18 protein-coding genes are annotated in these 22,982 nt (G+C 37.4%); 10 read left to right on the top strand and 8 right to left on the bottom strand.

What is annotated here, in order from left to right:
* Nucleotides 1-55 precede the first annotated feature (55 nt).
* Nucleotides 56-691, top strand: a complete 636-nt coding sequence (locus tag ASE74_RS17110) for a peroxiredoxin (protein WP_055911562.1) — start codon at nucleotides 56-58, stop codon at nucleotides 689-691.
* A 210-nt stretch (nucleotides 692-901) separates the two neighbouring features.
* Nucleotides 902-1,099 carry a cold-shock protein gene (locus tag ASE74_RS17105; RefSeq protein ID WP_055911558.1) on the top strand — a complete coding sequence of 66 codons (198 nt, stop codon included), beginning with the start codon at nucleotides 902-904 and terminating at the stop codon, nucleotides 1,097-1,099.
* 207 nt (nucleotides 1,100-1,306) lie between these two features.
* Here the strand turns inward: ASE74_RS17105 and ASE74_RS17100 are convergent, their stop codons facing one another.
* The 4 genes from ASE74_RS17100 to ASE74_RS17085 all read right to left on the bottom strand — a co-directional run bounded on the left by ASE74_RS17100 (nucleotide 1,307) and on the right by ASE74_RS17085 (nucleotide 5,080).
* Complete coding sequence (locus tag ASE74_RS17100; protein ID WP_055911555.1) at nucleotides 1,307-2,494, bottom strand: class I SAM-dependent methyltransferase; 1,188 nt, start codon at nucleotides 2,492-2,494, stop codon at nucleotides 1,307-1,309.
* Between the two features lie 145 nt (nucleotides 2,495-2,639).
* On the bottom strand, nucleotides 2,640-3,908 hold the full coding sequence (locus tag ASE74_RS17095) for an aspartate kinase (RefSeq protein WP_055911552.1): 1,269 nt from the start codon (nucleotides 3,906-3,908) through the stop codon (nucleotides 2,640-2,642).
* A 1-nt stretch (nucleotide 3,909) separates the two neighbouring features.
* On the bottom strand, nucleotides 3,910-4,377 hold the full coding sequence (locus ASE74_RS17090) for a GNAT family N-acetyltransferase (protein ID WP_055911549.1): 468 nt from the start codon (nucleotides 4,375-4,377) through the stop codon (nucleotides 3,910-3,912).
* Nucleotide 4,378: 1 nt separating this feature from the next.
* Entirely contained in the window at nucleotides 4,379-5,080 is a 702-nt protein-coding gene (locus tag ASE74_RS17085) for a YggS family pyridoxal phosphate-dependent enzyme (protein WP_055911544.1), read from the bottom strand.
* Between the two features lie 69 nt (nucleotides 5,081-5,149).
* On the opposite strand from ASE74_RS17085, the gene ASE74_RS17080 reads away from it, so the two are divergent.
* The 5 genes from ASE74_RS17080 (at nucleotide 5,150) to ASE74_RS17060 (ending at nucleotide 12,619) form a co-directional block, all read left to right on the top strand.
* Complete coding sequence (locus ASE74_RS17080) at nucleotides 5,150-5,707, top strand: DUF4296 domain-containing protein (protein ID WP_082458827.1); 558 nt, start codon at nucleotides 5,150-5,152, stop codon at nucleotides 5,705-5,707.
* Nucleotide 5,708: 1 nt separating this feature from the next.
* The gene (locus ASE74_RS17075; RefSeq protein ID WP_055911537.1) at nucleotides 5,709-8,087 is read left to right on the top strand and encodes an endonuclease MutS2; all 2,379 of its coding nucleotides are present in this window, start codon (nucleotides 5,709-5,711) and stop codon (nucleotides 8,085-8,087) included.
* Between the two features lie 1,693 nt (nucleotides 8,088-9,780).
* Nucleotides 9,781-10,872, top strand: coding sequence for a sorbosone dehydrogenase family protein (locus tag ASE74_RS17070; protein ID WP_055911535.1), 1,092 nt, complete (start codon nucleotides 9,781-9,783; stop codon nucleotides 10,870-10,872).
* A 296-nt stretch (nucleotides 10,873-11,168) separates the two neighbouring features.
* The gene (locus tag ASE74_RS17065; protein WP_055911532.1) at nucleotides 11,169-11,885 is read left to right on the top strand and encodes a CoA transferase subunit A; all 717 of its coding nucleotides are present in this window, start codon (nucleotides 11,169-11,171) and stop codon (nucleotides 11,883-11,885) included.
* Between the two features lie 74 nt (nucleotides 11,886-11,959).
* Entirely contained in the window at nucleotides 11,960-12,619 is a 660-nt protein-coding gene (locus ASE74_RS17060) for a CoA transferase subunit B (RefSeq protein WP_055911530.1), read from the top strand.
* 245 nt (nucleotides 12,620-12,864) lie between these two features.
* Here ASE74_RS17060 and ASE74_RS17055 read toward each other — a convergent pair whose 3' ends face one another.
* The gene (locus ASE74_RS17055) at nucleotides 12,865-13,515 is read right to left on the bottom strand and encodes a uridine kinase (protein ID WP_055911527.1); all 651 of its coding nucleotides are present in this window, start codon (nucleotides 13,513-13,515) and stop codon (nucleotides 12,865-12,867) included.
* On the bottom strand, nucleotides 13,512-15,041 hold the full coding sequence (locus tag ASE74_RS17050) for a LysM peptidoglycan-binding domain-containing protein (protein ID WP_055911524.1): 1,530 nt from the start codon (nucleotides 15,039-15,041) through the stop codon (nucleotides 13,512-13,514). The genes ASE74_RS17055 and ASE74_RS17050 overlap by 4 nt, the downstream gene beginning before the upstream one ends.
* Nucleotides 15,042-15,324: 283 nt before the next feature.
* On the opposite strand from ASE74_RS17050, the gene ASE74_RS17045 reads away from it, so the two are divergent.
* The 3 genes from ASE74_RS17045 to ASE74_RS17035 all read left to right on the top strand — a co-directional run bounded on the left by ASE74_RS17045 (nucleotide 15,325) and on the right by ASE74_RS17035 (nucleotide 20,216).
* Complete coding sequence (locus ASE74_RS17045) at nucleotides 15,325-15,804, top strand: Dps family protein (RefSeq protein WP_055911519.1); 480 nt, start codon at nucleotides 15,325-15,327, stop codon at nucleotides 15,802-15,804.
* Nucleotides 15,805-15,909: 105 nt separating this feature from the next.
* Nucleotides 15,910-17,745 carry a UbiD family decarboxylase gene (locus tag ASE74_RS17040; RefSeq protein ID WP_055911516.1) on the top strand — a complete coding sequence of 612 codons (1,836 nt, stop codon included), beginning with the start codon at nucleotides 15,910-15,912 and terminating at the stop codon, nucleotides 17,743-17,745.
* 47 nt (nucleotides 17,746-17,792) lie between these two features.
* Nucleotides 17,793-20,216 (top strand): hypothetical protein, encoded by a 2,424-nt coding sequence (locus ASE74_RS17035; protein ID WP_055911514.1) that lies wholly within the window; start codon nucleotides 17,793-17,795, stop codon nucleotides 20,214-20,216.
* A gap of 53 nt (nucleotides 20,217-20,269) precedes the next feature.
* On the opposite strand, the gene ASE74_RS17030 is transcribed toward ASE74_RS17035, so the two are convergent.
* Nucleotides 20,270-21,808, bottom strand: a complete 1,539-nt coding sequence (locus ASE74_RS17030; RefSeq protein ID WP_055911511.1) for an OmpP1/FadL family transporter — start codon at nucleotides 21,806-21,808, stop codon at nucleotides 20,270-20,272.
* A 21-nt stretch (nucleotides 21,809-21,829) separates the two neighbouring features.
* On the bottom strand, nucleotides 21,830-22,840 hold the full coding sequence (locus tag ASE74_RS17025) for a hypothetical protein (protein WP_055911508.1): 1,011 nt from the start codon (nucleotides 22,838-22,840) through the stop codon (nucleotides 21,830-21,832).
* Nucleotides 22,841-22,982: the final 142 nt, after the last annotated feature.

Raw genomic sequence — 22,982 nt, 5'->3', positions numbered from 1 at the left:
TATTTAGTATACTATTGTTTAAATTTGTTTTAATCAATATAAAATATAGACTATCATGAGTATAAGATTAGGCGATACCGCACCAAATTTCCAGGCCAATACCTCTATTGGAGAAATAGATTTTTACGATTATTTAGGCGATAGCTGGGGAGTATTATTTTCTCATCCTGCTGATTATACCCCTGTTTGTACAACAGAATTGGGTAGAACTGCGGCATTGAAAGATGAGTTTGAGAAAAGAAATGTTAAGGTTTTAGCATTAAGTGTTGATACAGCAGAATCGCATAAGGGCTGGATTAATGATATTAACGAAACTCAAAATACTTCGGTTGAATTTCCGATTATTGCCGATCCTGATAAAACTGTGGCTAATCTTTATGATATGATCCACCCGAATGCCTCAGAAACATTAACTGTAAGGTCGTTATTTGTAATTAGCCCTGATAAAAAAGTAAAATTAACGATCACCTATCCTGCATCAACCGGAAGAAATTTTAATGAAGTCTTACGTGTGATTGATTCCTTACAGCTTACTGCAAATTACAGTGTGGCAACACCAGCCGATTGGAAAGACGGGGAAGACGTAATTGTGGTGAACAGCATTAAAACAGAAGATATTCCGGCTAAATTTCCTAAAGGACACAAGGTTGTTAAACCCTATTTACGTACTACACCACAACCGAATAAATAATTAGAAGAGAATGCCCTTTTTAAACGCAACATTATTGTTAAATGGCCAAAATCGGGTTGTATACCATGTGTAAATTATTATATTTGGTAGTTTTGTGTCAATATTAACGCTAAAACTGGTTGGTTTATTCAATTTTTATTCAATCGGTTGACTGAAATGCTGATCAAAGCGTAAAAGGTTTATTTATTTTATACAATTTTTTATTTTTTTATGGCAACCGGAAAAGTTAAGTGTTTTAACACTCAAAAAGGCTTTGGATTTATTGTACAAGAAGACAATAAAGACTTATTTGTACATTTTAAAGATGTTTTAGGTGGAATAGAAAGCTTAAAAGAAAACGACTCAGTAGAATTTGAAGTAGCTGAAGGCAGAAAAGGTTTACAGGCGGTAAACGTAAAAAAAGTTTAAGCAATAATATATTAATTAATTCTTTGTACCAACAAAAAGCCTCCTACTCAGGAGGCTTTTTGTATTAAGTGGTATGTCATTTAAGCACTAAAAATGGTCATTTCCGCCAGAGTCTCATCATACTGAAGCAATCTATTCTAAATAGGTTTAGCTTCGCTGGGCCTGTGGTTTTCAACTGCGTAGCACTTGCTCGGAATTAAGACTACATTAATAATATTGAATGATTGACGCTTTAATTATGGTATTTTCTCCGTTGCCGAGTTTGGTAAAAATTAAAAATTGATTTTGATCCGCTTTAATTTTGTACTTTTTTACCAGATCTTCTGGCTTTGCAGGGTAATTTCTAACAATTACATTGCCTTTTAAATTTTCTTGTTTTTTCAGCGTTCCTGTGGTTAGTATGGCTTCTATTTTAAAAATCCTGCCAGGAAAATCAACATTTATTTCCGTAGAAGTAAAAAGTTGCGTTTGGGGATGTAGTTTTTTAAGATGATATGTTGTCCGGATTAAATTAAAAGCTCCAGATTTTAACAATGCTGCGTCTGGTTCGTATAAATAATCGCCAATGGCCAAATTATCAATAAAGGCCACCGCTCCCGGTGTTGCAGGAAAGTTAAAAGAGAAAGTTTTCTCGAGATCAGCATTTAAAGTAACCGCAACAATTTTTGTATCCCCATTAAAACCTTTATCAATGATCCATAAAAGCTCTTTACACTCATTTTTTACACTCACAATATGGATTTCGCTAACATAGTTGAGTTCTTGTAATCCTGCTGAAATATCAAGTAAAGGAGCTGTTTTTACGATAATCCTATCTGATTTCTCAAGCAGTGAGTTTAAGTTGATTACAATATCGGGCGTACAATCTTTCAGCATAAAAACTTTGCCTTTTTCAGCTCTGCGTGCCGGATCTACATAAATGGTATCGAAATGTATATCATTGTTTAATAAATAAGCAATGCCATCTTCAGCTTTAAATTCAAGGTTGGAAACCTTTAATAACTTTGCATTGTGCTTTGCGATTTCTGATAATTCGGAGTTAATTTCGCAATGGGTGACGGCTTTCAGCTTTTTTGAAAAGTAGTAGGCATCCACTCCAAATCCACCTGTAATATCGATGAGGGTATCTCCCTTAACCAGTTTTGACTTGTATTGAGCAGTAACTTCAGAAGAAGTTTGCTCTATAGAGAGTAGTGGGGGATAATAGATATTTTCGGTATTGAACCAGGTTGGTAATTTCTTTTCTGATTTTTTTTTGGCAGCGATTTGCGTTGCCAATTCTCCAGGAGTAATGCCCTCAAATATACTTTTAGCTAAAGCAATCTGATTTACATCTGCATTTAAATTTGCGTTGATATAATCTTGTACTGTTTTGGCTAAAAGTTTATTGTTCATATCTAAATATCATTTCAAAGGAGATTGTCATTTCGACCGGGCCCGATAGCTATCGGGTGCAATAATGTGGAGAAATCTAATTTAGATAGGTTTCTCCATTGCGGTCCAAAAGACGAATACATTTAATGTTCTCAATGAACAGGTGCTAAGCGGTTTTATTCTTCATCACCATTTGGCAGGTATGGCGGCTTTTCACTTCGAGTAAAATATCTTTTTCAACCGTTACACGATCGATGGTTTGTTGGTTATAATAGCGGATGGTTACCAATTCAAGCCCTTTATTGTATTTTACTGTAAACTCATCAGAAAGGTCGTTAATCAATTTTTCAATCTGTTTAGGATGATCATCAACACTTACTGAGAAACTGATGGCAGAGTTGAGCATAGTATTGATTTTGATCTTATGTTTATGAAAAAGTTCAAAAATATTGCTCAGGTTTTCTTCTATAATAAAGGAATAATCTTTCGGGAAAATCGAAATCAATGCCTGGTTTACTTTAAAAATAAAAGAGGGGATAGGCAATGGATTATTATCTTTTGTAATTGCTGTTCCTGATCCTTCTGGCTGGATAAATGACCTTACATATAGCGGTATGCCTTTGTTTTGAAGTGGTTTTATTGTTTTTGGATGTATTACCGTTGCGCCGTAATAAGTAAGCTCAATTGCATCGTGGTAGGATAACTGCGCAATTTTTTCGGTTTCATCAAACCATTTTGGATCTGCATTTAATACGCCGGGTACATCTTTCCAAATGGTTAAGGCGGCGGCATTTAAGCAAGAAGCGAATATAGCGGCAGAATAATCTGAGCCTTCTCTACCCAAGGTTGTGGTGTAATTTTCACTGGTGCCACCAATAAAACCCTGTGTTACAATAATATTATCACTCAAAAGTGGCAATAAATCTTTTTGAATAATCTGATTGGTTTTAGGCCAGTCTACTTTTCCTTCGCGGTAGGTATTATCGGTTTGGATATAGTTGCGGGCATCAGCCCATAAAGCCTTATTACCAGTTTCATTTAGCCAAGCGGCTACAATTTTGGTAGAAACCACTTCTCCGATAGAAACAATCTGATCATAAATATAATCAGGATTGTTATCCGGCTCATCTTCAATCAACCAATCAATTTCTACAAATGTATTGGCCACATCATCATAAACAGGATGGTGTTTACCTTGAAAAAGTTGATCTATAATGTTGAAATGGAAATGTTTAATCTCCTCAAAAATGGCGTGTGCCTCATCATTTTGCGCTAAAAAAGCATGGGTAAGTTTCTCTAATTGATCAGTGATTTTGCCCATCGCCGAAATTACAATCAGTAAATTTCCTTTTTTGTAATCGCGGACTATATTTGCCAGATTTTTTACACCATCTGCATCTTTTACCGAGGCACCACCAAATTTAAAAATATCCATATTAAAATGCCTTGATTTGTTCTTTAGAGAAAGCTGCATTTAACCATCCGCTCTCTAAATGTGCTTTGTATTTATTATAAAAGTTAATTGCGGGCTCGTTCCAATCTAATACCTGCCATACCATACCACTATAGTTGCCGGTTTTGGCTTCTTCCATAACCTTTTCGAATAATACTTTTCCAATTCCTTTTCCCCTGAATTCTTCAGTTACAATAAAATCCTCAAGGTATAATCTGCAACCTTTCCAGGTAGAATAACGGGTATAATACAAGGCAAAACCAACAATTGTATTGTTTACTTCTGCAACGTAGGCTTTCCAAACCGATTGCTTGCCAAAGCCAGCTTCTATAAAGTGATCTAAAGTTACTGTCACTTCTTCCGGAGCACGTTCATAAACCGCTAGTTCATTAATCAGTTCAAGTATTCTTGGGCAGTCATTTGCAGTTGCAAATCTGATGTTAAAATCCATATTAGTTGGCTGAAATGTCACTTTTGAAATGTTTGATAATCCTTTTTCCAAAAATACTGCTACCAATACGCACCATTGTACTCCCTTCTTCAATCGCAAGTTTATAATCAGCACTCATTCCAGTCGATATCTCTTTAAAAGCATCGTGCTTGCGGAAAAAACTCACTTTAAGGCCATCAAAAAATACTTTTAACTCATGAAACTCTATAGTGATCTGTTTCTCATTTTTAGTGTTTGTGGCAATTCCCATTAACCCAACAATGCGAATGTTTTTCAATTCGGCATAGGCCTCATCGCGTAGCAATTCGATTACTTCATCAAAACCAAGTCCGAATTTAGTATCTTCATCTGCAATGTAAACCTGTAATAAACAATCTATTACACGTTTGTTTTTTGCTGCCTGTTTGTTAATTTCCTGGAGTAGTTTTAAACTATCTACACCGTGGATCAGTTGTACAAAAGGGGCAATATATTTTACTTTATTGGTTTGTAAATGCCCAATTAAGTGCCATTCAATATCGTTAGGAAGTTGCGCCTGCTTATCAACCATTTCCTGCACATGGTTTTCACCAAAGATGCGCTGACCAGCATTGTAGGCTTCTAAAATTGATTCTATTGATTGTGTTTTCGAAACGGCTATCAGTTTAACCCCATCTGATTCAACTTCGCTTTTATATTGTTTAAGATTATCAGCTATGCTCATTTATAACTATTTTTGGTAAAATTAATAACCTTGCCGCAATTTGGGCAAAAAATAATATTTTAATTCAGCATGAAAAGATTAATATGGGTTTTAATGACAGCTATATTATGGTTTGGTTGCAAACCTGGTATTCCTGACGGCATTATTAAACCTGATAAAATGGAAAAGATTTTATACGATATGCACATGGTTGATGGCTATATTTCTACTATTTACGTTGTAGATTCAGCTAAAAAAGTTGCAGCAGCCTATTATAAGGGTATTTATAAGAAATTTGGAACCGATTCTGCCGAATATAACAAAAGCCTGATTTGGTACAATACCAATCCTAAAGAGCTGGAAACCATGTACAAGAATATCCAGAAATCTTTCGTTAAGCAGAAAAAAGCGGTTGAAATTGCCGATAGAATGATTAAACAAAAGAAATTTAAGGCAGATTCGCTGGTGATTGCAAAGAAATTTAAGGCCGATTCTATTGCGATCAGGAAAAAAATGAAACCAGATTCTTTATCTAAAGTAAAGGCACTGGCAGAAATTGCTAAAAAGAAAAAACAGGCCGATTCACTTATAAATATAAAAAAATCGGAAGTGATGAGTACAATCTCCGCTCCGGCACTCGTACAATAATATGTTATATCCCGAAAACTGTTTAGAACGTTTAGGTTTTGTGGAGATCAGGCAACTGATCAGCAAACATTGTTTGAGCCCAATGGGACAAACGATGGTGGAAAAGATGCAGGTGATGAACCGTTTTGATCAAATTGATAAATTTTTACGCCAAACTAACGAATTTAAGGGTATCCTGCAAAATCAGGAGCCTTTACAAATTAATACTTTTTTTGATATCAAATCGCTGGTCGAAAAGATCAGGGTAGAAGGCACTTATCTGTTGGAAGACGAGTGGTTTCAGGTTTATACTTCACTGCATACCGTTTTCTCCGTACTTCGGTTTTTTGAAGAACGCGCAGAGGTTTACCCAACGCTCGAAGCTTTATTTGAACATTTACCGATTGAAAAAAATATCCTTCGTAAAATTGAAACTGTAATTGATGCCAAAGGAAAGATAAAGCCCAATGCTTCAAAAGAACTGCAGGAAATTACTTCAGCCATTTCAAAAGCAGAGCAGGATGTGCGTAAGCGCATGGATTCGATCTACAAGCAAGCTATTGCAAATAATTGGGTTGCCGATGGTAGTTTAACCATACGCGATGGTAGAATGTGTATTCCGGTTTTGGCAGAAAATAAACGCAAGCTCAAGGGTTTTGTTCATGATGAATCTGCAACCGGGCAAACGGTTTATATTGAGCCAGAAGAAGTTTTTACCTTAAATAATAAACTGCGCGATTTAGAATTTGATAAAAGACGTGAGATAATCAAGATTTTAATTGCTTTAACAGACGACTTACGACCATATTCGCCATTATTGCTTTCATATCATGGTTTCCTTACCAAGTTGGATTTTGTTCGTGCAAAGGCATTGTTTGCATTAGATATTGAGGCAGAAATGCCGGGTTTGTTAAAAGAACCTAAAACAAAATTAATCAATGCAAGGCACCCGCTTTTATCGATATCATTTGCTGCTGAAAAGAAAAGTGTTACTCCTTTAAATATTCATATTGATGCTGAAACACGTGTAGTATTGGTATCTGGTCCGAATGCCGGTGGTAAATCAGTTTGTATGAAAACCGTTGGATTGTTACAGATTATGCTGCAAACCGGTTTGTTAATACCCGTTGATGCCAATAGTGAAGTGGGGATTTTTGAAAATATTTTTGCAGATATTGGTGATGATCAGTCAATAGAAAGTGATTTAAGTACTTATAGTGCGCACCTTAAAAAGATGCGCTATTTTGTGGAGCACGCTTCGCCAAAAACGATGGTACTGATTGATGAGTTTGGAACTGGTACCGACCCGCAATTTGGCGGCCCAATGGCTGAAGCTGTTTTAGAGGTATTGAACAATAAAAAAGTTAGGGGTGTAATTACTACCCACTATTCTAACTTAAAGCTTTTTGCAGGCAATACACCAGGTTTGGAAAATGCATCTATGCTTTTCGATAACGCAAAAATGAAACCGCTTTACATTTTAGAAATGGGCAAACCTGGTAGTTCTTATGCGTTTGAAATTGCCCAGAATATTGGTTTGCCCAAAGAGGTGATTCAATTGGCCAGAGAGAAAACAGGATCGAATCAAAATAGGGTAGATACCATGCTTGTTGATTTGGAACGTGAAAAGAAAAATGTTTATGATGCCAAAGTGAGTTTAGCCAATCAGCAGAATAAGGCCAAAAACCTGGTTGCTGAGAATGAAAAGTTAAAAAGCTTCTTAGAGGAAAACAGAAAAATACTGATTAAAGAGGCAAAACAGGAGGCACAGAACATCATTAAAAATGCCAATAAACTGGTTGAGAATACCATTGCTGAAATTAAAGAGAAACAGGCCGATAAGGAGGTTACTAAAGAACTCCGCCAGAATTTGCAAAAGGAACTGGTAAAAAATACTGTTCCAAAAGAACGGCCTAAACCAGTACAAGTTGTTGTTGGCGGAGAGATTGAGGTTGGCGATTTAGTAAAGTTTACTGATAGCGAAACCCTTGGGCAAGTTTTAGAGATTAACCGCAATGAACTGATTTTAGCTATTGGCGATTTACGATCGACGGTTAAAAAGAACCGTGTGCAAAAAGTAAGCAATAAGGAGGCAAAAAAAGTAATTCAAAGCAGCGCAAACTCTTTTGCCGGGCGCATGAATGATGCTGTATCGGGCTTCAGGGCAGAATTGGATCTTCGTGGAAAGCGTACAGAAGATGCCTTGCACGAGGTAGAAAAATACCTGGATAAAGCCATTATGCTTGGGTTTCCATCAATTAAATTAATCCATGGAAAAGGTGATGGCATACTGCGGAAAATGATTCGAGAATATTTGCGAAAGTATAGTCAGGTAAACCGGATGGAAGATGAGCATGCAGATAGAGGCGGGGATGGAATTACCTATGTATATTTGAATTGATAAAAAAGTATTAATCTTGTGTCGGATGTTTCCATTCGACACAAGCACAAGTCTAATATCTTTAAGATCCCCGCATGCGCGAGGATGGCGGTAAAGAGGTGAAATACTTTGAATATTGGTAAGTGGGGCAAATTCCTATCCAACCGTCATTTCGACCGTAGTGGAGAAATCTTTGGATAGATTTAAATAAACTTAAAAGATTTCTCGGCTGCGCTTTGCTTCGCTCGAAATGACGGAGCGAGCGATGAAAATTTTTATTCGATTTGATAAGAAATCTTGATATAATACTGGAGTGTTAAGATCCCCGCCTGCGCGAGGATGACGGTATGCGGCGAAATACTTTGAATATTAGTAAGTGGGGCGAATTCCTATCCAACCGTCATTTCGACCGAAGAGGAGAAATCTTTGGATAGGCTTGACGCATCTTTAAAAGATTTCTCGGCTGCGCTTGCTTCGCTCGAAATGACGGAGCGGGCGATGAAAATCGTTATTTGATTTGATAGTGAATCTTAATATAATACTGGAGTGTTAAGATCCCCGCATGCGCGAGGATGACGGCGTGGGGCGAATTCACTTGTAACCGTTTCGATCGTAGTGGAGAAATCTTTGGATAAGCTTAAAGCAACTTAAAAAGATTTATCGGCTGCGCTTTGCTTCGCTCGAAATGACGGAGAGGGCGATGAAAATTGTTATTTGATTTGATAAGAAATCTTGATATAATACTGGAGTGTTAAGATCCCCGCCTGCGCGAGGATGACGGTAAGGAGGTGAATTCCTATCCACCGTCATTTCGCCCGTAGTGGAGAAATCTTTGGATAAGGTTAAAGCAAATTAAAAAGATTTCTCGGCTGCGCTTTGCTTCGCTCGAAATGACGGAGCGGGCGATAAATTTTGTTCGATTTGATAAGGAATCTTAATATAATACTGGTGTGTTAAGATCCCCGCCTGCGCGAGGATGACGGTAAGGAGGTGAAATACACGGGATATTAGTATAGCGTGCGTATTCCTATCCAACCGTCATTTCGACCGTAGTGGAGAAATCTTTGGATAGGCTTAAATAAACCTTAAAAGATTTCTCGGCTGCGCTTTGCTTCGCTCGAAATGACGGAGCGGGCGATAAATTGTTATTCGATTTGATAAGGATCTTGATATAATACTGGTGTGTTAAGATCCTCGCCTGCGCGAGGATGACGGCTTGGGCGAATTCCTATCCAACCGTCATTTCGACCGTAGTGGAGAAATCTTTGAATAGTCTTAAATAAACCTTAAAAGATTTCTCGGCTGCACTTTGCTTCGCTCGAAATGACGGAGCGGGCGATAAGTTGTTATTCGATTTGATAGGGAGTTTTGATGTATTTATAATACTGGAGTGTTAAGATCCCTGCATGCGCGAGGATGACGGTAAGGAGGTGAAATACTCGAGTAATGTCTGAGGTTAACGGTATATATACTGGTGTGTTAAGATCCCCGCCTGCGCGAGGATGACGGTATGCGGCGAATACTTTGTAGAGTAAGGGGGTCGAATTTCTATCCAACCTTCATTTCGACCGTAGTGGAGAAATCTTTGGATAGGCTTAAATCTACCTTAAAAAGATTTCTCGGCTGCGCTTTTCTTCGCTCGAAATGACGGAGCGAGCGATAAATAATAAAACTTTTTTGGCCGTAACTGAGTTATTTTTAAAACGTTACGGTTATGAAAAAAATCTTACTCTGTCTTTTTGTGGTAATGGTTGCCACAACTTGCAAAAAGAATGATAATGATGGTAATGAAGATCCAGGAACACTACCTGATGTAACGTTAAAATCAAAGGTTTTAGTTTCTGGTTTAAGTTTACCATGGGAAATGGTTTATGGTCCTGATAACTTTATCTGGTTTACAGAAAAGGCCGGCAAAATTAGTCGCTTAAATCCTTCAACTGGTCAGGTTACTCCATTACTTACCATAAGCGAAGTGCGTACGAATGGCGAAGGCGGTTTGTTAGGTATGGCACTCCATCCCGATTTCTCTTCAAACCCATACGTTTATGTAATTTATGGTTACGGAAGCACCTACAAAGCTAAAGTAGTGCGGTATACTTTTAGTAGTGGCAATTTAACAGGTGCACAGACTTTACTGGATCAAATTCCGGCAGCTTCCATCCACAATGGATCGCGTTTATTAATAAGTGGCGGTAAACTGTTTATCAGTACTGGCGATGCCTCTGATACGGCCAACCCTCAAAATTTAAATTCGCTGGCTGGTAAAATCCTGAGGATAAATTTAGATGGATCAATCCCGGCTGATAATCCTTTTCCCAATAATCCGGTTTGTAGTTTAGGGCATCGAAATGCGCAGGGATTAGTTCAGGTGGGTGACAAAATATTTTCTTCTGAACACGGACCGGATTCTGATGATGAAATTAATATTATCGAAAAAGGGAGAAATTATGGATGGCCGAACATCAAGGGGTTTTGCAATGAAAGTAACGAACAATCTTTTTGCAGCCTGAATAAGATAGCAGAACCATTAATAAATTGGACACCAACCATCGCACCGAGTGGATTAACATATTACAATTCTGATTATATACCGCAATTTAAAAATTCGCTTTTGTTGGCGGTACTAAAAGGTACCAAATTGATGCAGCTAAAACTAGATGAGGCACAAACAAAAATTACAGCTACAAAAGATTTTTATGTGAATACGTATGGAAGGATAAGGGCTGTATGCCAATCACCTGAAGGAAAGATTTATATCTGCACCAGTAATGGAAGTGACGATAAAATTATTGAAATTTCGAAATAAGTTTATTTCTTTTTATTTCCGGGGCATTTTTTACAACGCTTACCCTTTTTAAATTTCTCACAACATTTTTTGTGCTCAGCAGTGCAGCTGAAAATAAAACCCATTCCTTTTTGAAACTCAGGATCGGTGGGTAAAATGAATAGGCTATCTTCTCTCTCGTAAATCATTGCAGCACAAATATAATGGTTATTTAGATTAATTCCAATTGATTAGTATTCCTATTGGATTTAAAAATTATAAATGCATCATTTATGAAGGCAATTTGTAATTTAGCAAACTAACCAAAAATTCATAAAATGATAAATAAAGTGGTATCTGGTGCTGAAGAAGCCATCAAAGATATATCAGACGGTGCTACCATCATGCTCGGTGGTTTCGGCCTTTGTGGTATTCCAGAAAATTGTATAAATGCTTTGGTAACCAAACAGGTGAAAAATTTAACCTGTATTTCAAATAATGCTGGGGTAGATGATTTTGGGATCGGTTTAATGCTGAAACAGCGTCAGGTTAAAAAGATGATATCTTCTTACGTGGGCGAAAACGCGGAGTTTGAAAGGCAACTGCTTAGCGGCGAGCTTGAGGTAGATCTTATTCCACAAGGTACTTTGGCTACCAGATGTTTGGCTGCGGGCTATGGTATGCCTGCTATATTTACTCCCGCAGGCGTGGGTACTGAAGTGGCAGAAGGCAAAGAGGTGCGCAATTTCAATGGTAAAGATTATTTAATGGAATATGCATTCGATGCTGATTTTGCAATTGTTAAAGCATGGAAAGGGGATACAGCAGGTAATTTAATCTTCCGATCAACAAGTCGGAATTTTAATCCTGTAATGGCCATGGCTGGTAAAATAACCATTGCCGAAGTTGAAGAATTGGTAGTGGCTGGTGAACTTGATCCTGATTACATTCATACACCGGGTATTTATGTGCATCGAATTTTTCAGGGTAAGGATTACGAAAAAAGAATTGAACAACGAACGGTGAGGAAGAGGAGTGACGACTCTGAAATTTAGTAGCAGCTTCGAACATTCAGTCATTAAAAAAATCAGTTATTCCATCATCCAACATTCAATTATTTACAATTTTTATGTTTTCAAAAGAAGAGATCGCTCAGCGCATTGCTAAAGAAATAAAAGACGGATACTATGTTAACCTTGGCATTGGTATACCCACTTTGGTTGCCAATTATATTCCAAAGGGCATTAACGTAGTGTTACAATCAGAAAACGGTTTACTCGGTATGGGGCCATTTCCATTTGAGGGAGAAGAGGATGCCGACTTAATTAATGCCGGCAAGCAAACCATTACCACCTTACCCGGATCATCTATTTTTGATTCAGCGATGAGTTTCGGGATGATCCGTTCGCAGAAAGTAGATTTAACTATTCTTGGTGCCATGGAGGTTTCGGAAAATGGCGATATCGCGAACTGGAAAATTCCTGGTAAAATGGTTAAAGGAATGGGAGGAGCAATGGATTTGGTAGCATCGGCCAAAAATATTATTGTAGCCATGCAGCATATCAATAAAGCAGGCGAAAGCAAGTTGTTGCCGAAATGTACATTGCCATTAACGGGCGTAAAGTGTATCAAAAAAATTGTGACTGAGCTGGCTGTTTTAGATGTTTTACCTGAAGGTGGTTTTAAACTTTTGGAGCGTGCCCCTGGTGTGAGTATCGAGTTTATACAAAAATCTACTGCGGGGAGATTGGTAGTGGAAGGGGAGATCCCAGAGATGAGGTTAGATTAAGTGGTGGTTTGTGGGGACACAAACCACGGTAATAGCGAAGGGGGAAGATACCTGAAATGAGGTTGGATTAAGTGGTGGTTTGTGGGGATACAAATCAGGCAGACGAAGATGATCTTCTCTGGCCCGAAGGGGGGCTTAGTAGATTCTGTAAAGCTATAAAGGCATTATGATTCCAAATCAAGTTGGAATAACGATTCTTTACGAAAAAAAAGAAGTCAAGTTTTAAAAACTTGACTTCTTTCATTTTAATGTATATCTACTAAAATACTATTCCTTAAATCGTTCGAAATATCTTCAGTAATGGCGATAATTTCATCTGGTTCGTTGGTGTTGTTCATCACCACTTTGTTGCATGCTTCACGATAGGGAAGTAGGTATTCTTTATAAGCGGGTACAACATGGTTGTGCCATTTATACAATACATCTTCTTCGGGATAACCGCGTTCCAGTCCATCGCGTTTAATGCGCCGGTCTAAAGCAACCTGTTCATCTGCATCAACAAATATTGTATGATCCAAAAGCGCAGCTATTTCTTTAAAGTGAAGAATAAAAAGACCTTCAACAATAATTATTGGTGCGGATTTAATTTCGAGTATTTTAACTACAGCTAATGGATTGTTAAAATTATATTCCTTTTTATAAACAACTTCACCGCTCATTAATTGCTTTATATCTCTTAAAAACTGTTCGCTATCAATGGTTGATGGCAGATCAAAATTGTAGAGCTTATTTTCTTCCTGGGTCATGTCGCCAGCCGGAATGTAATAATCATCCTGTGATACAAGCGTTACTTCATCTTGTTTAAAATGATGAAGAAAGCAGTTTAAGAAAAAAGTTTTACCCGATCCGCTACCACCGGCAATGCCAATAATGAAAGGCTTTTTGTTCGAACTCATTGAGCACTATAAGTTAAATTGCAGAAAAAACGTTTATCTAAAGCGCCCAGTGAATCGGCTACTGCTTTAGTCATTACAATGATAACATCTTTTGTGGATTCGTTCTCTGTAAATTTACCAACAACCTTTGCAAAGGTTGTGCGGTTTGTCATTGGGTTGGTAATCTTAATTACCCTTCCTACAGGTGCTGTGCGGTGTAAAACCAGCATTTTTGTGCCATCAAGATCCTGATCGGCAATCCATACGGCGGTACCTTTTTCCTCGATCTGACTCAAGCCATAAACACTCGGATCGCGACGTAGTTTGGGATCTTTTACCATGGTACTGTCCGGTTCATTCTCCTGGTCTTCTTTCGAAGCATCATTAACCGACTTTGGTTGTGGTGGTTTCGGGATAATCAGTTTTTGATCAACTTTGATGTTATTATCCTCCAATTTATTAGCTGTCCTGATCTGAAAAGCAGTTAGGTTATATTTTTTTGCAATTGAAAAAATATTTTCTCCGGTAGCTACTGTATGGATAAAACTTTCTTCTTTTGCTACTGGTGTTTCTTTAACTTTTGTTTCTGCCTGTTTCTCTACCGGAACCTGAACTTCGGCAACAATACCTCCCGGAACTTTTAAAACCTGTCCAATGGTAATCGCATTATCAGGGAGGTCGTTTAGTTTTCTGATCTGATAAGCAGTAATGCCATATTGTTTGGCAATGGTGAAAATGGTTTCATTCCTGAGCACAGTATGTGTTCCTGATGCATCAGTAGGTTTATTTTCCTGAACTGGTTTTTCTTCAGCAGTTGCTGTTACAACCTTATTATCATTGATATTTTTAGTTGCCGGAATTTTAAGTTTCTGCCCTATACGGAGATTATTTCCCGAAAGGTTATTGGCTTTTTTTACTTCCTCTACGGTAGTACCATATTTTTCGGCAATTTTACCTAAAAACTCTTTTGGTGCAACAGTATGCTCAATCATGGTTTGATCAGCAGATGGTGTGTTGGTTTGTGGAGTTTCTGTATTGTTTTTAACTGGCGGCGGCGTTACAGGAGCAGCTGTAGCAGTTTGTTCTCCATTTTTTACAGGAATTTTCAATACCTGACCAATGCTTAAATTATTTCCGCTTAGGTTATTTAAAGCTTTAATCTCGTTTATGGTTGTGCCATATTTTTCGGCCAGCATATTTAAATTTTCCTTTGCTTTAATGGTATGTTCAATCACATTGCCGGTAGCAGCACCTGGAGTTTGTGCAGTAGCGGTTGATCCTGTTGCAGTAAAAGGAATATTTGTTGGTACTTTAATAATTATACCAACCTGAAGGTACTTATTATCGTTAAAGGCCATAATGTCTTTAGGGGCAACATTATATCTCCGTCCGATGGAATAATAAGTATCCTTTGCAACGGTTTGGTGAACAATCAGTTTTTTGCCTTTATTATTTTCTACACCGATAGAGTCTCTTGCTGTACTGGCTTTGGCATTTGCAATGTTTAAAGCAAATAACACCACAGCAGATAAATATATTTTATGCATTTATTTTATGTAAATTTTTAAGTCAAAGGGAGCAATTATACGAATAATATTGTTAATCAGCCTATGTTATGCTTCTCGTTTTTGGGTAAAAATAAGATGACTTTATTAAGCTGATGTTGGTATGCTATTCATTAACAAATGTTTATAAAATTGTTATTCCCTGTAATATTGAATATTAAACGATCTAATAAATAACGTATTGTTCAAAAGACAAAATTGGATAAAACTTTTATAAATTTGGGTTGTTAGGTAGACACTAAAATACACCATAAATAATAACAAAATGGACGCTAAAGAAATAAGCTTAAACGAAAAAGAAGTTAAACCAGTTGTTGATCTTTTAAACGATTACCTGGCTAATTACCACATCCATTACCAAAAACTGAGAGGTTGCCATTGGAATATTAAAGGGCAAAACTTTTTTACACTTCACGTAAAGTTTGAAGAATTATATACCAACGCGCAGTTGACCATTGATGAAATTGCCGAACGGGTTTTAACTTTAGGTAAACCACCACATAGCCGTTTTGCGGATTACATTAAAGAATCTAACATTAAAGAAATTGATACTATTGGCCTTAAAGACCTTGATATGGTTGATGCAATTTTAGACGATATGGCTACATTGATTGAATTGGAAAGAGAACTTTTAGATGCAACTGATGCTGCCGGAGACGACGGTTCGAATGATATGGTAAACCGCTTTATGCAATTTAAAGAGAAAAACACCTGGATGTTACGCTCTTTTGCAGGAAAAAAATAGAATCAAATTATCCTGTTGAAAGCCCTAAATAAGTAGCATTATTGTAAAATCTGCTTATATAGGGCTTTTTTGTTTCTCAGAAAATCTAATTATTTATCTTTGGGCATGGCATACAAAAGTTTAGCAGAATGTGTATCCGATCTTGAAAAGCACGGTCATTTAATCAGAATAAAAGAAGAAGTAGATCCCTATTTAGAAATGGCAGCCATCCATTTAAGGGTTTACGAAAATAAGGGGCCTGCAATATTATTCGAAAAAGTAAAAGGAAGTCCTTTTCCGGCGGTTTCTAACCTGTTTGGTACCTTAGAACGTTCAAAATTTATTTTCAGGGATACTTTGCCAAAAGTACAACAATTGGTTTCGCTCAGAAACGATCCGATGAAGGCTTTGAAGAATCCTTTCAAATATGCAGGTACGGCAATGTCGGCACTTTCTGCGCTGCCACTTAAAACACCTTCTGCAAAAAATAAATTTTTAAAAACGACCATCAGTCAGTTGCCGCAAATTGTAAACTGGCCTATGGATGGCGGCCCTTTTGTAACCATGCCGCAGGTATACACTGAGGATGTAGATAAACCTGGTGTTTTAAATGCCAATTTAGGTATGTACCGCATTCAATTGGGTGGAAACGATTATATTCAGGATAAAGAGATTGGCTTGCATTACCAAATTCATAGGGGTATAGGCGTGCATCAATCAAAAGCCAATGCCTTAGGTTTACCTTTAAAAGTAAGTGTTTTTGTCGGCGGCCCACCTTCACACCCTTTAGCAGCTGTTATGCCATTGCCTGAGGGCCTTTCTGAAATGACTTTTGCGGGAGCCCTGGGGGATAGAAGATTCCGTTATTTTTATGATGATGAAGGTTTTTGTATCTCTGCAGATGCAGATTTTATCATTACGGGCACTGTTTATCCAAATGAAAATAAGCCAGAAGGTCCATTCGGTGATCATTTAGGGTATTATAGCCTAACGCATCCGTTTCCTTTGATGAAAGTACATAATGTGTATCATAAAAAGGATGCCATCTGGTCGTTTACCGTAGTAGGCAGACCACCGCAAGAGGATACCAGTTTCGGTGCTTTAATTCACGAAATTACAGGTTCGGCGATACCACAAGAAATACATGGTTTAAAAGAAGTTCATGCTGTTGATGCCGCTGGCGTGCATCCTTTGCTTTTTGCCATTGGTAGCGAGCGTTATACGCCCTATTTAAAGGAAAGAAGACCGCAGGAAATTTTAACTATCGCGAATCATATTTTGGGTAAAAACCAATTGAGTTTGGCCAAATACCTGTTTATTGCAGCCAAGGAAGATGATCAACATTTGAATACCCATCATATTGAAGATTTTATTAAACATATTCTAACACGGATCGACTTAACCCGGGATGTTCATTTTTATACCAATACCACAATTGATACACTTGATTATAGTGGCGACGGACTAAACAGCGGATCAAAAGTTGTAATAGCTGCCGCGGGCGATAAAAAGCGTGAACTTTGGAATCAAATTCCTGATGGATTGAAATTGAGTGATGGGTTTTATCAGCCTGAAATCGCCATGCCTGGCGTACTTGTTTTAGAAAGTAATAAATATTTGAATCCTGAAAAAACTGCGGCTGAAATTGCTTTGCTAAATATGGCGTTGATTGATCAGGATTTGTCAGGATTGCCTTTAATAGTATTGGCCGATGATGCCAAGTTTACAGCCGCTACTGTTGATAACCTGGTTTGGGTAGCTTTTACAAGAAGTAATCCGGCAGCAGATATTTATGGTATTAATGATTTTACAATCAATAAGCACTGGGGTTGCAAAGGAGCTTTGATCATTGATGCACGGAAAAAGCCCCACCATGCACCAGAATTAATTAAAGATGCTGAAACAGAAAAGAAACTGGATGTTTTGGCAAAAAGCGGAGGAAGCCTGCAAGGAATTATTTAATTGAAAATTTGAATTAAATTTTTGAATTTTAGGCATATCATTCCATTATGCTGTCAAAATTCTATATTCTATTATTTCTTGCATTCGTTTTTTTTGTAAAAGCAAAAGCTCAGGATAGAAAATTAGATAGCATTGCCCTAAATCTTGATCGTTATGCTTCAAAAACAGCAACCTCTGAGTTGTTTGTTCACTTTGATAAAAATGTATATACCAATAATGATCAGGTTTGGTTTACTGGTTATTTGCTTAAAACCATAACTGGTATAGATGGATACCATACTTTATATTTATCACTGATTAATAATCAAGACAGCTCAATTGTTATTCAGCAGAAATTTTTAATTGATAAAGGTTTTGCATTAGGTGCATTAACACTTCCCGATTCGTTGCCCAGTGGTGCTTATCGTTTCGTTGCAAACACCAATATTAAAATTAATAATCAACCCGATGGTGCATTTATACAGCCGATCACCATTAAATCTACAACCGTAAATGCGTTAACGGCAAACCTTTCCATTTTTAAAGCCTACGATGAAGAAACTAAAAATGGAACAGCTTTGTTAAAAGTTTTATCAAGCGATAACCGTTTTGTTGAAGGGGCTGAGGTTAAGTATCAGATTGGAGGCGATAAAGAACGCTTGCAAACTGGTGTTGCCAAAAGCAGTGTAATTGGCGAATTGATGATTAGTTACCCCGCCCAAAAAATCACATCTGCAAATAATCTGCTTACAGTGAGGGTTAAAAAAGGAAAAGAAGTGAGGTACGTGAAGCTTGCGCTTCCAATCAGAACTCAAACCAGTTATAATGTCCAGTTTTATCCTGAAGGCGGTTATCTTGTTGATCATTTAACATCTAATGTAGGTTTCGAAATAAAAGATGCAGATGGATCGGTAATACAAACAAATGCTGTTTTGTATGAAAATGATTTGGCCATTGATACCATACAAACCAGTTCGATTGGAATTGGTTCATTTTCAATTTGTCCACAACTACCAAATCGTTATTCCGTTAAACTTTTGGCAAAAGATCAGGCTGAGGTTAAATTTAATTTGCCAACACCACTTCAAAATGGTGTGGTATTAAGTGCTGGTTCTGCTATTGCAAATGGCTATTTCAGGGTTCAGCTAGAAAGTAATTCAAATACTAAAGTTCATGTTCTGGTGCACAATTTTTCTTCTGTTTTGCTTCATACTGAGTTAAACCTGACTACAAATAAAATTCAAAGTATAAAGTTTAAGTTGGATTCTGTTCCAATTGGATTGCATACTGTAACTGTTTTAGATGCGAATTACCGCCCAATTGCAGAAAGAATTTTTTTCGCACATTATGATCAGCTTAACCAAACTGAATTATTTACAGATAAAAATGAATACAACACCAGGGATCAGGTAAATTTAAAACTCAATGTTTTGAAAGATAATAAGCCTGTTGCTGCAGTGGTATCAGTTGCTTGTGTGCAATACAACAGGATTTCGGGCAGCAACAATCAGAATATTATTGATTATTTTTATTTAGGGCAATACTTAAACAAACTCCCCAACCATCCGATGGGTATAAAATATGTTGATCAGAAATACCTTAATGATGTTTTGTTGGTTAAAACATGGAGCAGATATAAATGGCCTCAAAGCGTGGTAGCAGAAACTGAAAAAAATAAGATTATTTCCAGTTTAGATTATTCAGGCAGCATTACCCGGAAAAAAAAGTTGCTGGAAAGTCCGATGGGTTTATCAACAATAGCTGGAGAAAACCTTTATTTTCTTAATACAGACAGTGCAGGACAATTCAGCATTCCATTTACCAATCTGATTACTGCAACGCCAAAAGTACCTGTTTGGTTAAGTATGGCTACATCAAAATATGATCAGTACGACCTTAAAATAAAAGAGCCACAGGATGAATTAAAAAAGTATTTGATGCAGCAAAATTTTGAACCGCTAACCACTAAATCAGCCATTTTAAATGAGGATACACAAAGTATAACATCAGTTGCCGGAATTAGCTTAAAAGAAGTGGTAATTAAGAAAACCAGGGATGACAGAACCGATTTTGCCAAAAATGCTTTTGCAAATGGCTGCGGCGATTATGTTTGCAGGTACAATATTTTAAACTGCCCCAATCACAACGGCGATCTTGAAAACACCAGTCCGGTTAAAGGCAAAGCTTATGCAAATGGTAGAGGAGGCACAACTGTTTATCAAGGATGTACAGATCAGCAATCAAAACCCAACATCACTATTTTAAAAGGAATAAACCTTCCTAAAGAATTTTATGTAGCCGATATAAATAATAAAAATGAACCCATCAATTTTGCAACGGTATATTGGAATTACCAGTTATTGGTTAATGGAGAAATCCCAATTACTTTTAATACCGGCGATTTAACCGGACAGTTTAAAATTGTTGTGCAAGGCGTTACAGATGGGGGAGTGGTGTATGGGGAAAAGGAGATATTGGTAAAGGCTAGGTAAAAAAAAAGGGCGAAGATTAAAAATCTTCGCCCTTTTTAAATTATTATGTAATCTTAAAATCTTACTCCAAAAGTTAAAAATACATTGTTCCTTTTGCTTTTAACATCTGCAACAGGCTCGCTGTAATCATCTAACAAGTATGGGCTTGAGTTGAAATTTGTTTTGTAATTTTGGTATGCCACATCGAAATAATAGTTATCTATACGGTATCCAATACCACCTGTATAGTATTGGCCCTGGTAAAATTTATTATCGCCGCCTTTAACACCGTTACCATTTACACCATATCCAACACGAAGACTTAACTCATTAGTTGCTTTTACTTCTGCACCAACTCTATAATTCACTGCTTCTTTATAAGCTTCTTTAATAAAAGCATTGTTGCTGTTGATTGTAGAAAGATCAGATCCGTTTGAATCAGAAAAACGCATTGAAGAATAATCAATATAATCTACATCAGCCGATATTAATGCCGTACCAGCAATTACATAACTAACACCCGCAGATGCTTTTAAAGGCGTACGCAGGTTATAAGTGAATGAATAATATTGGGTTGGATTATTGGATTTTGTTGGCGGAGTATTGGCATTTCCAGCAGTAGTAGCCTGTAAGGTTTCACTGGTATTATCTTCAATATTCATCCATGTAGGAGTTTGAAAATTTAAACCGATTCTTAATTCGCTTACTGGTCTAAAAATTGCACCTAATTTTAAATTGAAACCACCACCTTTAGTTTCCTGATTTCTGAAATGGGTAAGGTTGTAATTTTCATTTCCATTGTAAGTTGGTACTTTTGGTAAAACCGCACCATCATTATAAGAATTTAGAATTCCTGATTCGGTAAATGTAGCATCACTTGTATATTTTACATTAACAAAACTTGCGGTTGCACCAATATATACCTTATTGCCAAAATTTAGGGCACCTGCCACGTTAAATTCTGAAGTAGAGCCTAAGCGGGCTTCATCCCAGTTTTGTTTAAAATTGGCGTTATTATAGGGTTCAGCAGAATATTGATTAGGAAAAGTCGGTGTATTTCTATTGATGATGTAACTATTGTAAGCATCGCCAGCAATAGAGTTTTCAATTCCGTTATTATTTGCCTGATCAACATATGAATCCCTGATCGAGCTATTGGTATTTGTACCATTATAGCTGATATTATTTAAAAAATCATTGTTGCGGGTATAGCTTAAACCGAAAACGGTACTTACTAAACCTTTATCTACATCAGATCCTTTCATTTTTGCAGCAGGACTATAAAATACTACGCCAATATTGTTTAGGTTAATCTGGCTTTTATTCGCTTTGATATTATTGCCTAAGTATGCACTATTGTTCGAAACGGAATTAAATTCAGGGGTGATGCTGAATTCAGATTTAGTAAATAAACCTAATCCGGCCGGATTGGCATTGATTGAACCAATATCGCCTCCAACACCGATTTGTGCGCCGCCCATTCCTTTAAATCGTGAAGAGCTTCCATAATTGGTTTGTGAGAAACGGAATGCATCGGGTGCATAACTTTGGGCATATGTTGTTCCCATAGTAGCTACTGTAGCTACTAGAGAAGCAAGGATGATTTTTTTCATTTGTGTGTTTAGATTTTATAATTAACCTCTTCCAGCTCTTGATGGTCTAGAACCACCGCCGCCGCCTCCGCCGCCATTAGAGCCACCGCCGCCGCCATTTGATGGTGGAGGTGAATAAGATGGTCTGCTTTCAGTTCTTGCTGGTTGTTGTGGTGTATAATTTTCGTTTCTGGTTGGTCTGCTGCCTTGTGTACCTTGAGGTGAATAATTATCATTTCTGGTTGGTCTGCCACTTTGGTTACCTTGACCTTGTGTGTAAACGCCACCTTGATTTCTTGCTGGTCGGCCAGCATTATTATTTGGTGCATAAGATACTCCACCATTTGGATTACCAACACCAGATCTGCTCGGTCTGCCTACATTGCCGCCATTACCGTTTCCATATCTTGGTGTACCTCTGTCATCACTACCTGGTCTTGGTCTGTTGTAACCTCTGTTGGTATACACACCGCCGCCACCATAGTATCCGCCGCCAATACCCCAGCCACCGCCGTAGTATCCACCGCCCCAACCATAACGGTCGTAATAAGAGTTTGGTCCCCAAGAGTTCCATCCATAAGGATTATTCCATCCGTAGCCAAAGTTGCCATAATAGAATGGATTGCTCCAAATGTTGCTGTAACCGAAACCTCCGCCCCAGCCACCTAAACCGTATCCACTGCTCCAACCCAGGCCATAACCAAGATAGTTAGACGGGCCATAGCTGCTGCCAGAGTAATAATTATCGAAATAAGGATCGTAATAACTTTGGAAACTGTAACCATTGTAAAAACGGTTTATCCTTGAAGAATAATCCATATCGTAATAAGGATTACTGGTTCCATAATATTCATCGTACTCTTCCTGACCGCGATTTTGATTTTGTGCCTGTTGATTTTGAGGAGGTAAAGCAACCTCAACTTCCCGCGCCTTGGCAACAGAATTATAAACATCATCTGCCGGCTTAGTTTGAGCCAATTTTGATGTTGAGCATGATGCCACCAACCCAGCGGCAGCAATCATAACAATGGGTAAAAATTTAATTGGTTTCATTGTGTTTATATTTAGTTGTGTGTGTTCACGAATGAATAAACAAGTTTAATGGTAAATAATTCTTAACTGGTAATTTAGTCAAAAATGAGCAAAAATAATAGATATTAATTTCTTAATATTTTGTAGGCATAAATTTATAAAT

It is taken from the genome of Pedobacter sp. Leaf216 (assembly GCF_001421515.1).
In the GTDB taxonomy this organism is placed as follows: Bacteria; Bacteroidota; Bacteroidia; order Sphingobacteriales; family Sphingobacteriaceae; genus Pedobacter.
This window is presented reverse-complemented; position numbering and strand designations above follow the sequence as displayed.

Coding starts and splice junctions, on each gene's coding strand:
- ASE74_RS17070 (WP_055911535.1), top strand. CDS start 9,781: ATGAAAAAAATCTTACTCTGTCTTTTTGTGGTAATGGTTGCCACAACT.
- ASE74_RS17030 (WP_055911511.1), bottom strand. CDS start 21,808: ATGAAAAAAATCATCCTTGCTTCTCTAGTAGCTACAGTAGCTACTATG.
- ASE74_RS17090 (WP_055911549.1), bottom strand. CDS start 4,377: ATGGATTTTAACATCAGATTTGCAACTGCAAATGACTGCCCAAGAATA.
- ASE74_RS17095 (WP_055911552.1), bottom strand. CDS start 3,908: ATGGATATTTTTAAATTTGGTGGTGCCTCGGTAAAAGATGCAGATGGT.
- ASE74_RS17075 (WP_055911537.1), top strand. CDS start 5,709: ATGTTATATCCCGAAAACTGTTTAGAACGTTTAGGTTTTGTGGAGATC.
- ASE74_RS17100 (WP_055911555.1), bottom strand. CDS start 2,494: ATGAACAATAAACTTTTAGCCAAAACAGTACAAGATTATATCAACGCA.
- ASE74_RS17105 (WP_055911558.1), top strand. CDS start 902: ATGGCAACCGGAAAAGTTAAGTGTTTTAACACTCAAAAAGGCTTTGGA.
- ASE74_RS17045 (WP_055911519.1), top strand. CDS start 15,325: ATGGACGCTAAAGAAATAAGCTTAAACGAAAAAGAAGTTAAACCAGTT.
- ASE74_RS17055 (WP_055911527.1), bottom strand. CDS start 13,515: ATGAGTTCGAACAAAAAGCCTTTCATTATTGGCATTGCCGGTGGTAGC.
- ASE74_RS17085 (WP_055911544.1), bottom strand. CDS start 5,080: ATGAGCATAGCTGATAATCTTAAACAATATAAAAGCGAAGTTGAATCA.
- ASE74_RS17065 (WP_055911532.1), top strand. CDS start 11,169: ATGATAAATAAAGTGGTATCTGGTGCTGAAGAAGCCATCAAAGATATA.
- ASE74_RS17050 (WP_055911524.1), bottom strand. CDS start 15,041: ATGCATAAAATATATTTATCTGCTGTGGTGTTATTTGCTTTAAACATT.
- ASE74_RS17035 (WP_055911514.1), top strand. CDS start 17,793: ATGCTGTCAAAATTCTATATTCTATTATTTCTTGCATTCGTTTTTTTT.
- ASE74_RS17060 (WP_055911530.1), top strand. CDS start 11,960: ATGTTTTCAAAAGAAGAGATCGCTCAGCGCATTGCTAAAGAAATAAAA.
- ASE74_RS17080 (WP_082458827.1), top strand. CDS start 5,150: ATGAAAAGATTAATATGGGTTTTAATGACAGCTATATTATGGTTTGGT.
- ASE74_RS17025 (WP_055911508.1), bottom strand. CDS start 22,840: ATGAAACCAATTAAATTTTTACCCATTGTTATGATTGCTGCCGCTGGG.
- ASE74_RS17110 (WP_055911562.1), top strand. CDS start 56: ATGAGTATAAGATTAGGCGATACCGCACCAAATTTCCAGGCCAATACC.
- ASE74_RS17040 (WP_055911516.1), top strand. CDS start 15,910: ATGGCATACAAAAGTTTAGCAGAATGTGTATCCGATCTTGAAAAGCAC.